This is a genomic window from Nocardioides sp., assembly GCF_035429765.1.
Taxonomy (GTDB): Bacteria; Actinomycetota; Actinomycetes; order Propionibacteriales; family Nocardioidaceae; genus Nocardioides.
This window is the reverse complement of the sequence record NZ_DAOMFK010000006.1, coordinates 35,120-46,385: the sequence shown is the minus strand read 5'-3', so window position 1 is coordinate 46,385 and position 11,266 is coordinate 35,120. Positions and strand designations below refer to the sequence as shown.

10 protein-coding genes are annotated in these 11,266 nt (G+C 72.8%); 1 reads left to right on the top strand and 9 read right to left on the bottom strand.

Translation table 11 applies throughout. The features are described from left to right. Positions 1 to 52 precede the first annotated feature (52 nt). Genes PLP61_RS01505 through tkt form a run of 6 tightly spaced genes read right to left on the bottom strand, consistent with a single transcriptional unit; the run spans position 53 to position 7,822 of the window. Complete coding sequence (locus tag PLP61_RS01505) at positions 53 to 484, bottom strand: 6-phosphogluconolactonase (RefSeq protein ID WP_324499669.1); 432 nt, start codon at positions 482 to 484, stop codon at positions 53 to 55. Then, entirely contained in the window at positions 481 to 1,401 is a 921-nt protein-coding gene (locus PLP61_RS01500; RefSeq protein ID WP_324499667.1) for a glucose-6-phosphate dehydrogenase assembly protein OpcA, read from the bottom strand. The genes PLP61_RS01505 and PLP61_RS01500 overlap by 4 nt, the downstream gene beginning before the upstream one ends. Further along, positions 1,398 to 2,924: a glucose-6-phosphate dehydrogenase gene (gene zwf, locus PLP61_RS01495; RefSeq protein ID WP_324499665.1), complete on the bottom strand. Its 1,527-nt coding sequence runs from the start codon at positions 2,922 to 2,924 to the stop codon at positions 1,398 to 1,400. The genes PLP61_RS01500 and zwf overlap by 4 nt, the downstream gene beginning before the upstream one ends. Further along, a complete protein-coding gene (pgi, locus tag PLP61_RS01490; RefSeq protein ID WP_324499663.1) occupies positions 2,921 to 4,582 on the bottom strand; it encodes a glucose-6-phosphate isomerase in 1,662 nt (553 codons plus the stop codon). The genes zwf and pgi overlap by 4 nt, the downstream gene beginning before the upstream one ends. Next, the gene (gene tal / locus PLP61_RS01485) at positions 4,579 to 5,688 is read right to left on the bottom strand and encodes a transaldolase (protein WP_324499661.1); all 1,110 of its coding nucleotides are present in this window, start codon (positions 5,686 to 5,688) and stop codon (positions 4,579 to 4,581) included. The genes pgi and tal overlap by 4 nt, the downstream gene beginning before the upstream one ends. 28 nt (positions 5,689 to 5,716) lie before the next feature. Next, a complete protein-coding gene (gene tkt / locus PLP61_RS01480) occupies positions 5,717 to 7,822 on the bottom strand; it encodes a transketolase (RefSeq protein ID WP_324499659.1) in 2,106 nt (701 codons plus the stop codon). 119 nt (positions 7,823 to 7,941) lie between these two features. Here tkt and PLP61_RS01475 point away from each other — a divergent pair, with 119 nt between their 5' ends. Then, complete coding sequence (locus PLP61_RS01475) at positions 7,942 to 8,898, top strand: heme o synthase (RefSeq protein WP_324499657.1); 957 nt, start codon at positions 7,942 to 7,944, stop codon at positions 8,896 to 8,898. Here the strand turns inward: PLP61_RS01475 and PLP61_RS01470 are convergent. From PLP61_RS01470 to PLP61_RS01460, 3 genes are read right to left on the bottom strand one after another with little or no spacing between them, the layout of a single operon-like run. Beyond that, a complete protein-coding gene (locus PLP61_RS01470) occupies positions 8,844 to 9,752 on the bottom strand; it encodes a COX15/CtaA family protein (RefSeq protein ID WP_324499655.1) in 909 nt (302 codons plus the stop codon). The two genes, PLP61_RS01475 and PLP61_RS01470, sit on opposite strands and share 55 nt — an antisense overlap. Beyond that, the gene (locus tag PLP61_RS01465) at positions 9,749 to 10,513 is read right to left on the bottom strand and encodes an ABC transporter permease (RefSeq protein WP_324499653.1); all 765 of its coding nucleotides are present in this window, start codon (positions 10,511 to 10,513) and stop codon (positions 9,749 to 9,751) included. The genes PLP61_RS01470 and PLP61_RS01465 overlap by 4 nt, the downstream gene beginning before the upstream one ends. Continuing rightward, the gene (locus PLP61_RS01460; protein WP_324499651.1) at positions 10,510 to 11,253 is read right to left on the bottom strand and encodes an ABC transporter ATP-binding protein; all 744 of its coding nucleotides are present in this window, start codon (positions 11,251 to 11,253) and stop codon (positions 10,510 to 10,512) included. Before PLP61_RS01460 ends, PLP61_RS01465 begins: the two co-directional genes overlap by 4 nt. Positions 11,254 to 11,266: the final 13 nt, after the last annotated feature.

The window sequence follows — 11,266 nt, the reverse complement described above, 5'->3', positions numbered from 1 at the left end:
TGCGCTTCGGCGGGCGCTCGACAGGGCAGGACTCGGCGACGTGGACGTCAGGCTAACTCAACCGAAGCGCCAGGTCGAACTCACCGCGGACGTAGGCCAGCACGGTCGAGGAGTACGCCGCGGCACCGGCCGCGACGTCGGGGGCGTCGGCGGTGGAGGGCATCTCGTGGACCTTCGCCGGGTCGGCCCCGACGACGTCGAGCAGCACCCGCCGGGCCGGCCCCGCGTTGCGGTCGGGGCTGTCGGGCGCCACGAAGCGCTCGTCACCCCACCACAGCGCCACCCGCGCCCAGTCGACCCCGGAGCCGGGCGCCAGCCGACCGACCGCCCGGTGCACCTGGTCGGCGACGGTCCCGCCGGTGAGCGCGACCTGGGGGACCCGGCCGGTGGCCTGTGCGGCCCGCAGCAGCGTGAGCAGGTCCCGGGCCACCCGCTCGGCGAGCGCCTCGGCGTCGGGGAGCACCTCGACCCGGGTCGGGCTCACCGCGCCTCCCGCTCCCGCGTCATCGTCACCAGGTGCCGTGCCGTCGCGGCGTACACGTCGTCCTCGTCGAGGTGCCGCAGCTCCTCGGCGAGCAGCTCGGGCAGGGCCCGCCGCTTGAGGGCGACCGGCCGGTCGGGACGCCCCGGGGAGCTGAAGGTCGCCAGCTTCCCGTCGGTGCGCACGATCCGGATCGGTCCCTCCGCGGTGGACAGGCCGACCTCGGTGATCCCCGGCCCCGACGAGGAGGTTCGCCGCACGGGCGCCTTGAGCCGCTGGTTCAGCCACGCGGCGAGCAGGTCGGCGCTGGGGCTGATCCGCTCCGCGGCGACGTGGACCTCGGTCACCTTGAGCGGGTGCTGGTCGAGCGCGGCCGCCAGCAGGGCCCGCCAGGGCGTGATCCGGGTCCAGGCCAGGTCGGTGTTTCCGGTGGAGTACGCCGCGCACTGGGCCTGCAGCGCCCGCAGCTTGCCCCGGGTGACGAACGCGGCGTCGGTGATCCGGCGCTGGGCGAGACGGCCGATCGGGTCGGTGGCCGGGTCCTCGGGGTGGTCGGCCGGCCACCACACGGCGACGGGGGAGTCGGGCAGGAGCAGCGGCAGCACCACCGACTCGGCGTGCTTGACCACCTCGCCGGAGAGCCGGATGAAGGCCGTCTCCCCCGTCCACCCGCTCCCGGTGCTCACCAGGGCGCGGACCTTGGCCCGGCCCCGGGCGCTGCCCAGGACCACGCCGAGCACCCGGGCCGGGTGCTCGTGGGAGGCCTCCCGGGCGGCCTCCATCGCCGCCGGTGCGCGGTCCTGGTCGACCACGATGACCAGCGTCATCACCATGCCCATCGCCGGGGAGCCGGCCCGGACTCGGGCTCGCACGAACTCGGCCGCGATCTCCGCCGCGTTGGTGTCCACCAGCTCGATCACGGCCGCCTCCACACCCTGCCGTCGCGGGCCATCATCGCGGTGGCCGACGCCGGTCCCCAGGTCCCCGAGGCGTACTCGTCGGGGCGGCCCTTGCGGGCCCAGTGCGCGAGCACCGGGTCCAGGATCCTCCAGGAGAGCTCGACCTCCTCGTGGCGGGGGAACAGCGGCGGGTCGCCGAGCAGGACGTCGAGGATCAGCCGCTCGTAGGCCTCGGGCGAGGCCTCGGTGAACGTGCCCCCGTAGGCGAAGTCCATGTTCACGTCGCGGATCTCCATCGCGGTGCCGGGCACCTTGGAGCCGAACCGCACGGTCAGCCCCTCGTCGGGCTGCACCCGCACCACCAGGGCGTTCTGGGTGAGCTCCTCGGTGGAGTGGGCCGAGAACGGCAGGTGCGGCGCACGTTTGAAGACCACCGCGACCTCGGTGACGCGGCGGCCCAGCCGCTTGCCGGTGCGCAGGTAGAACGGCACCCCGGCCCAGCGCCGGTTCTCGACGTTGAGCCGGACGGCGGCGAAGGTCTCGGTGGTGGAGTCCGCCGGGATGCCCTCCTCCTCCAGGTAGCCGGGCACCGGGACGCCACCTGCCCAGCCACCGACGTACTGCCCCCGGGCGGTGGAGAGGTCGAGCCGGTTCGGCAGCGTCACCGAGGAGAGCACCTTGATCTTCTCCTGCCGCAGGCTCTCGGCGTCGAACGACGTCGGCTCCTCCATCGCGATCAGCGCCATCAGCTGGATCAGGTGGTTCTGGATGACGTCGCGGGCGGCGCCGATGCCGTCGTAGTAGCCGGCACGCCCGCCGATGCCGATGTCCTCCGCCATGGTGATCTGCACGTGGTCGACGTAGTTGGAGTTCCAGATCGGCTCGAACATCGTGTTGGCGAACCGCATCGCCAGGATGTTCTGCACGGTCTCCTTGCCGAGGTAGTGGTCGATGCGGAACACCGAGCCGCTGGGGAACACCCTCCCCAGGATGTCGTTGAGCTCGCGCGCCGAGGCGAGGTCGTGCCCGAACGGCTTCTCCACGACCACCCGCCGCCAGGTCCCCTCGCGGTTCTCGGCGAGACCGTGCTCCTGGAGCTGCTCGATGACGTCCCCGAAGAACCGGGGCGGGATCGAGAGGTAGAAGGCGTGGTTGCCTTCGGTGCCGCGCGCCGCGTCGAGCTCCTCGATGGTGCGCCGCAGGGTCGAGAACGCCACGTCGTCGGCGAAGTCGCCGGGCACGAACCGCACCCCCTCCGCGAGCTGGCGCCAGACCTCCTCGCGGAACTCCGTCCGCGCGTGCTCCCGGACCGAGTCGTGCACGATCTGCGCGAAGTCCTGGTCGGCCCAGTCGCGCCGGGCGAACCCGACCAGCGAGAACCCCGGGGGCAGCAGACCGCGGTTGGCCAGGTCGTAGACCGCCGGCATCACCTTCTTGCGCGAGAGGTCGCCGGTGACCCCGAACAGCACCATCCCGCACGGCCCCGCAATCCGCGGCAGGCGACGGTCCTGGGGGTCGCGGAGCGGGTTGCGGCGGGTCGTCACCGGCGGTGTGCCCGGTAGTAGTCGATCAGCGCCCGGGTCGACGCGTCCTGGCGGTCCCGCGCCTCGGCGTCCCCGGCGACGGCCGGGACGATCTGCTGGGCGAGCTGCTTGCCGAGCTCCACGCCCCACTGGTCGAAGCTGTCGATGCCCCAGACGACGCCCTGCGTGAAGGTGATGTGCTCGTAGAGCGCGATCAGCTGGCCGAGCACCGACGGGGTCAGCGCCGGCGCCATGAGGGAGGTGGTCGGCCGGTTCCCGGAGAACACCCGGGCCGACACGATCGCCTCGGGCGTGCCCTCGGCGCGCACCTCCTCCGCCGTCTTGCCGAACGCGAGCGCCCGGGTCTGGGCGAAGAAGTTCGCCAGGAACAGCTCGTGCACGTCGACGTCGCCGTCGCGCAGGGGGTACGGCGGGGTCGCCACCGCGATGAAGTCGGCGGGGACCAGCCGGGTGCCCTGGTGGATCAGCTGGTAGAACGCGTGCTGGCCGTTGGTCCCCGGCTCGCCCCAGAACACCTCGCCGGTCTCGGTGGTCACCGGGGCGCCGTCCCAGCGGACGCCCTTCCCGTTGGACTCCATCGTGAGCTGCTGGAGGTACGCCGGGAAACGGTGCAGCAGCTGGGCGTAGGGCAGCACCGCGTGGGTCTGTGCCCCGAGGAAGTTGGTGTACCAGACGTTGAGCAGCCCCATCAGCGCCGGCACGTTGCGGGCCGCCTCGGTGGTGCGGAAGTGCTCGTCGACCGCGTGCATCCCGGCGAGCAGCTCGGCGAACCGCTCCGGGCCGATGGCGACCGCCAGGGAGGTGCCGATGGCGGAGTCGAGCGAGTACCGCCCGCCCACCCAGTCCCAGAACCCGAAGGCGTTGGCCGGGTCGATGCCGAAGTCGGCGACCTTGTCCAGGGCGGTGGACACCGCCACGAAGTGCCGGGCCACCGCCCGGCGGTCGTCGTCGACGCCGACGGCGCGCAGCCGGTCGAGGAGCCAGGCGCGGCACAGCCGGGCGTTGGTGAGGGTCTCCAGCGTGCCGAAGGTCTTGCTGGACACGATGAACAGCGTCGTGGCCGGGTCCAGGTCCGCCAGCGTCCGCGCGGCGTCGGTGGGGTCGATGTTGCTGATGAACCGGCACTCGAGCTCAGGGTGGACGTAGGGGGCGAGCGCCTCGTAGGCCATCACCGGCCCGAGGTCGGAGCCGCCGATGCCGATGTTGACGACCGTGCGGATCCGGGCGCCGGTCACCCCGGTCCAGGCCCCCGACCGGACCCTGTCGGCGAACTCGTACACCCGTCGGAGCACCTCGTGGACCTCCGCCACCACGTCGTGCCCGTCCACCTCCAGCGTGGCGCCGGCGGGGAGGCGCAGGGCGGTGTGCAGCACCGACCTGCCCTCGGTGACGTTGATGCGCTCCCCGCGGAACATCGCCTCACGACGACCGGCCAGGTCGACCTGCTCGGCCAGGTCCAGCAGCGCCGCCAGCACCTCGTCGTCCAGGAGCCCTTTGGAGAGGTCCACCAGGAGGTCGGCGGCCTGGAGGGTCAGCCGCTCGACGCGCCCGGGGTCGTCGGCGAACCACGTGCGCAGGTCGGGGGTGAACCCCGCCGCGAGCTCGGTGAGCCTGGCCCACGCTGCGGTGGTCGTGGGGTCCACGGGCGTGGCGGTCACGGGTGCTGGACCGCCTTCTCCAGGTTCAGCCGGACGGTGTCGAGGAGCTCGTGCCAGGAGTCGATGAACTTCTCCACACCCTCTCGGATCAGTACGGCGATGACGTCGTCGTACTCGACGCCGACCGCCGCCAGGGCGTCGAGGTGGGCGCGGGCGTCGGCGTAGTGGGGCCGCACCTGGTCCCCGCGGATCCTGCCGTGGTCGGCGACAGCGTGCAGCGTCTTCTCCGGCATCGTGTTGACCGTGCCGTCGACGGCGAGGTCCACGACGTACATCGTGTCGTCGTACTCGGGGTTCTTCACGCCGGTCGAGGCCCACAGCGGCCGCTGCACCCGGGCCCCGTCGGCCGCCAGCGACTCCCAGCGCGGGCCGCTGAAGAACTCCCCGCACGCCTGGTGGGCGAGGCGGGCGTTGGCGATCCCCGCCTTGCCCTTCAGCGCCGGGTCGGCACCCAGGGCGTCCAGGCGCTTGTCCACCTCGGTGTCGACCCGGGAGACGAAGAAGCTGGCGACCGAGTGGATCGCGGAGAGGTCGTGACCGGCGGCCCGCGCCTTCTCGAGCCCGGCGAGGTAGGCCTCCATCACGTGGGCGTACTGGTCGAGCCCGAAGATCAGGGTGACGTTCACGCAGATGCCCTCGCCGAGTGCCTCGGTGACGGCGGGCCAGCCCTCCGGCGTGCCGGGGATCTTGATCAGCAGGTTGGGCCGGTCCACCGCCGCCCACAGGGTCCGCGCGGCGGCCAGGGTGGCCTCGGTGTCGTGGGCCAGGTCGGGGGCCACCTCGATCGAGACGCGCCCGTCCACCCCGCCCGTGGCGTCGAACGCCGGGCGCAGCACGTCGCAGGCGCTGCGCACGTCGCCGGTGGTGAGCGTGAACACGGTGGTGTCCACGTCGGCCCCGTCGGCCGCGAGTCTGGCCACCTCCTCGTCGTAGCGTGATCCCTGGTTGAGCGCGGCGGCGAAGATCGTCGGGTTCGTGGTCACGCCGGTCACCTCGTACGAGCGCACCAGGTCGACCAGGTTCCCGGTCTCCAGGCGCTCCCGGGACAGGTCGTCCAGCCAGATCGAGACTCCCGCCCCGGCCAGCTCCTTCAGTGGTTGTGCCATGGTCTCTTCCTTCTCGTCGGGTGGTGCGCTAGCCGGTCACCGACCGGATGCTGTCCTCCGCGGCTGCCGCCACCGCCTCTGCGGTGACGCCGTACTCGCGGTAGACCCGGGCGTAGTCCGCCGAGGCGCCGTACTGCTCGATCGACACGATGCGTCCGTGGTCGCCCACCACCTCGCGCCAGCCCTGGGCCACGCCCGCCTCGACGCTGACCCGGGCGCGGACGATGGGCGGGATGACGGTCTCTCGGTAGGCGGTCTCCTGGGCGTCGAACCACTCCCGGCACGGCATCGACACCACGCGCGCGGTGATGCCCTTCTCCGCGAGCAGCTCCCGGGCGCGCACGGCCAGCTGGACCTCCGAGCCGGTGCCGATCAGCACCACGTCCGGCTGGGCGTTCTCGGCGTCGAGCAGCACGTAGCCGCCGCGGTGCACCTGCGTGGTGTCGGCGTAGCCGTCCTGCCCGCGCGGGAAGGTCGGCACGTTCTGCCGGGTGAGCACCAGCCCGGCCGGCCGGTCGGTGTGCTCGAGGACGGCCTGCCAGCACGCGGCGGTCTCGTTGGCGTCGGCGGGACGGACGACGTCCAGGCCTGGGATCGCCCGGAGCGCGGCCAGGTGCTCGACGGGCTGGTGGGTCGGGCCGTCCTCGCCGAGGCCGATCGAGTCGTGGGTCCACACGTAGGTGACGGGCAGCCCCATCATCGCGGCCAGCCGGACCGAGGGACGCATGTAGTCGGAGAAGGTCAGGAAGGTCCCGCCGAAGACGCGGGTGCCGCCGTGGACGGCGATGCCGTTGAGGATCGCGCCCATGCCGTGCTCGCGGATCCCGAAGTGCAGCACCCGGCCGGCGTGGGGGTCGCCGTGCCACATCGGGGTGGACCGGTCCTCGGGGATGAAGGAGGGCGCCGACTCGATGGTGGTGTTGTTGGACTCCGCCAGGTCGGCCGAGCCGCCCCAGAGCTCGGGGATCCGCTCGGCGATCGCGTTGAGGACGGTGCCGGAGGCCTTGCGGGTGGCCATGCCCGCCTCGTCGGCGGGGAACGTGGGCAGCGCCTCGGCCCAGCCCTCGGGCAGCGTGCAGCCGCGCAGCCGGTGCAGCAGCGCGGCCCGCTCGGGGTGGGCCTGCGACCACGCGGCGTACTGCTCGTCCCAGGCCGCTCCGGCCGCGGCGCCGCGCTCACGCAGCCGCCGGGTGTGCGCCAGCACCGCGGGGTCCACCTCGAACGTGCGGGCGGCGTCGAAGCCGAGCAGCTGCTTGGTGGCTGCCACCTCCTCGGCGCCCAGCGCCGAGCCGTGCGCCTTGCCGGTGTTCTGTGCGTGCGGTGCCGGCCACGCGATGATCGTGCGCAGCCTGATGAAGCTGGGCCGGTCGGTGACCTCCCGCGCCGCCTGGAGCGCCGCGTAGAGGGCAGGGACGTCCTCGCGGTAGCCGGTGCCGTCCTGGGTCCAGTCCACGCTCTGGACGTGCCAGCCGTAGGCCTCGTAGCGGGCCGCGACGTCCTCGGTGAACGCCACGTCGGTGTTGTCCTCGATCGAGATGTTGTTGTCGTCGTAGATCACCGTGAGGTTGCCCAGCCGCTGGGTCCCGGCGATCGAGGACGCCTCGCCGCTGACCCCCTCCTGCACGTCGCCGTCGGAGCACAGGGCGTAGACGTGGTGGTCGAACAGCGACTCGCCGGGCGCCGCCTCGGGGTCGAGCAGCCCGCGCTCGCGGCGCGCCGCCATCGCCATGCCGACGGCGTTGCCGATGCCCTGGCCCAGCGGACCGGTCGTCGTCTCCACCCCTGCGGTGTGCCCGAACTCGGGGTGGCCGGGGGTCTTGCTGCCCCAGGTGCGCAAGGCCTTGATGTCGTCGAGCTCCAGCCCCCAGCCGCCCAGGAACAGCTGGAGGTAGAGGGTGAGGCTGGAGTGCCCGCAGGAGAGCACGAAGCGGTCCCGGGCGATCCAGTCGGGGTCGGCCGGGTCGTGGCGCATCACCTTCTGGAACAGCACGTACGCCGCGGGCGCCAGGCTCATGGCCGTGCCCGGGTGGCCGTTGCCCACCTTCTGGACGGCGTCCATCGCCAGCACCCGGACCGTGTCCACGGCTCGGTCGTCGGTCTCGTTCCAGTCCAACGGAGCGGGCGTCGTGGTCACGGGATGTCCCTTCGGCTGCGGGCTGGGTCGGCGGCCCTGGTCACGGGCAGCACTGAGCCTACTGCTGGCTGCCGATAGACTCGACCAGCCAGTACCCCGTCGCGACCCGAGGATTCCCTGTGACGCACGTTCGCCCGTCCGCCGCGGCGGAGACGTCGGCGGCGGAGCCGGCTGGCAGTCCGCGCGCCGGCTGGCGCGACGTGGTCGCGGCGTACGTCGGGCTCACCAAGCCGCGGGTGATGGAGCTGCTGCTCCTGACCACCGTGCCGGTGATGTTCTTCGCCGCGGGAGGGGTGCCGCCGCTGGGAGTGGTGCTCGCGACGGTGGTGGGCGGCGCGCTCTCCTCCGGGTCCGCGTCGGCGCTCAACTGCGTGTACGACCGCGACATCGACGAGCAGATGCGGCGCACCCGGCGGCGGGCGCTCCCGCGCCACATCGTCTCTCCCGCGGCCGCGCTCGTCTTCGGGACCGTGCTGGGCGTCCTCGCCACCGTGGTCCTGGTCGTCTGGGTCAACGTGCTCTCGGCGGTGCTGGCGCTGGTGGCCGAGGCTTTCTACCTGGGCGTCTACACCGTGCTGCTCAAGCGGCGGACCACCCAGAACATCGTGTGGGGCGGGCTGGCCGGGTGCTTCCCCGCCCTGATCGGCTGGACGGCGGTCACCGGAGAGCTGGCCTGGCCGCCGGTGGTGCTCTTCGCCGTGGTGTTCTTCTGGACGCCGCCGCACACGTGGGCGCTCGCCCTGCGCTACCGCGAGGACTACGCGAACGTCGACGTGCCGATGCTGCCGGTCGTCGCGCCCGCCTCGGTGGTCGGCCGCCAGATCGTGCTCTACAGCTGGGCGACCGTGGCGACCTCGCTGCTGCTGTGGCCCGTCGGCGGGACGGGATGGTTCTACCCGGTGGTGGCCGCGCTGCTCGGGGTGGTGTTCCTGGCCGAGGCGCACCGGATGTGGGCGCGGGCGCGCCGCAGCGACAGCCTCAGCGTGATCCAACCGATGCGGCTGTTCCACATGTCGAACCTCTACCTGGCGCTGCTCTTCGTGGCGGTCGCCATCGACCCGCTGCTCGGGGGCTGAGCGAGCGGCGGGACCTCGCGCACCAGCACCAGCGCCCAGGTGACGGCGGCGGAGACCAGCGCCGTGCCGAGCATGTGCAGCCCGACCAGCAGGATGGGCAGGTCGCTGAAGTACTGGACGAACCCGACCAGACCCTGCGCGAGCTCGACCGCGAGCAGCGTCGCCACGGCCTGGAGCGTCACCGGCGCGGCGTCCGTGGCGCGCAGCGCGAGGAGCAGGCCGACGGTGAGCCCGAGGAGCAGGAACACCACGTCGGCGTGGAGCTGGCTCATCTGGAGCGGGTCGAGGCCGTTGCGCTTGGCGTCCGCGTCCCCGGCGTGCGGGCCGGAGCCGGTGACGATGGTGCCGACGTACATCACCACCCAGGCGGTCGCGAAGGTCAGCCAGGCCAGGGTGGGCACCGGGCCGTGCTGCACGGTCGGGTCGGGGTGGTCGATGCGGCGCAGGAACAGCACCGAGAGCCCGATGATCGCCAGGGACGGCAGCATGTGCAGGGAGACGACCCAGGGGTTCAGGTCGGTGAGCACGGTGATCCCGCCGAGGACGGCCTGGGCCGGGATGCCCAGGGCCAGCACCAGCGCGAGCCGGCGCAGGTCGCGCCGGCCGCTGCGCCAGGCCACGACGAAGGTGGCGATGGCGATGGCGGCGAGCACGAAGGTCAGGGTCCGGTTGCCGAACTCGATGGCCGAGTGGACGTCCAGGGCCCCGTGGGGGGTGAACGACTCCTCGGTGCAGCGGGGCCAGGTGGGGCAGCCGAGGCCGGAGCCGGTCAGCCGGACCGCACCGCCGGTGACCACCAGGGCGGAGTTGGCGACCAGCGTCGCCCAGCCGAGCCGAGTGAGCCACGGACTCATTCCCACGTGAATGTCCTTGCCGTGAGTGCGGTGCCGACCAGGGCCCAGCCGGCCAGCACCGCGAGGTCGGTCCAGGCGAACACCCCCCCGAGGAACGCTGCTCGCATCGCCTCGCCGAGCGCGCCGGAGGGCAGCCAGGTGACGATCCCGCCGAGCGCGCCGTAGGAGTCGCTGGGCAGCACCACCGCCCCGCCCGCGAGCAGCAGCAGGTAGATGAGGTTGGCCGCGGCCAGCGTGGCCTCCGCGCGGAGCACCCCGGCGAGGAAGAGGCCGAGGGAGGCGAAGGCAGCGGTGCCGAGCACCAGCGCCACCAGGGCGGGGAGCCAGCCGTTGGCGGGGTCCCACCCGAGGAACGCGGCGACGACGCTGATCATCGCGACCTGGAGCGACTCGACGATGACCAGCGCGCCCACCTTGCCCAGCAGCAGGCCGTGCCGGGGGAGCGGGGAGGCACCGAGGCGCTTGATGACGCCGTAGCGGCGCTCGAACCCGGTCATGATCGCCAGTGAGGTGAACGAGGTCGACATCACCGCGAGCGCCAGCACCCCGGGGGTGAACACGTCGACAGCCGGATGGTCCAGCGCCACGTCGAGGTGCTCGGCGGCCATCACCCCGCCGACGAGCACGATCACGGGGATCACCACGGCGAGCAGCAGCTGCTCGCCGTTGCGCAGCATCAGCCTGGTCTCCATCCCGGTCTGCGCCCAGACCTGCTGACGCAGAGGGGCGCTCCCGGGGCGCGGGGCGTAGGTGCCGCTCACGAGCCGAGTCCCTTGGCGGTGAGGGCGAGGAAGACGTCCTCGAGGTCGCGGGTGCCGCCCTCGGTCAGCTGCTCGGGTGTGCCCGAGCCGACCAGCCGACCGTGGTCGACGATGTGGATGTGGTCCGCCAGGCGCTCGGCCTCGTCCATGTGATGGGTGGTCAGCACCACGGTCACCCCGTCGGCCCGCAGCTCGCGCAGCAGGTCCCAGGTCGCCCGGCGGGCGTGCGGGTCCATGCCGGCGGTGGGCTCGTCGACGAAGACCAGCTCCGGACGGCCCACGACCGCCAGCGCCAGCGCGAGGCGCTGCTGCTGGCCCCCCGACAGCCGCCGGTACGGGGTACGGCCGCACTCGCCGAGCCCCAGCCGCTCGGCCAGCGCCTCGGTGTCCAGCGGGTGCGCGTGCAGCCGGGCGACGTGGCGCAGCATCTCCATCGCCCGTACCCCGGACCAGGCGCCGCCGTTCTGCAGCATCACCCCGATGCGGGGGAGCAGCGCGGTGCGGTCGCGCTGCGGGTCCAGACCGAGGACCCGCACCGTGCCCTGCTGGGGCCTCCGGTAGCCCTCGCAGGTCTCCAGCGTGGTGGTCTTGCCCGCCCCGTTGGGGCCGAGCACCGCGGTGATCGTCGTGCGCGGGACCGTCAGGCTCAGCGCGTCGACGGCGACCTTGGCGCCGTACCGCATCACCAGGCCGTCGACCTCCACCGCGGGCGCCGCGGAGGGGACGGGGGAGTCGGGCACCCGTTCAGTCTAG

Coding starts and splice junctions, on each gene's coding strand:
- PLP61_RS01470 (WP_324499655.1), bottom strand. CDS start 9,752: ATGAGTCCGTGGCTCACTCGGCTCGGCTGGGCGACGCTGGTCGCCAAC.
- tal (WP_324499661.1), bottom strand. CDS start 5,688: ATGGCACAACCACTGAAGGAGCTGGCCGGGGCGGGAGTCTCGATCTGG.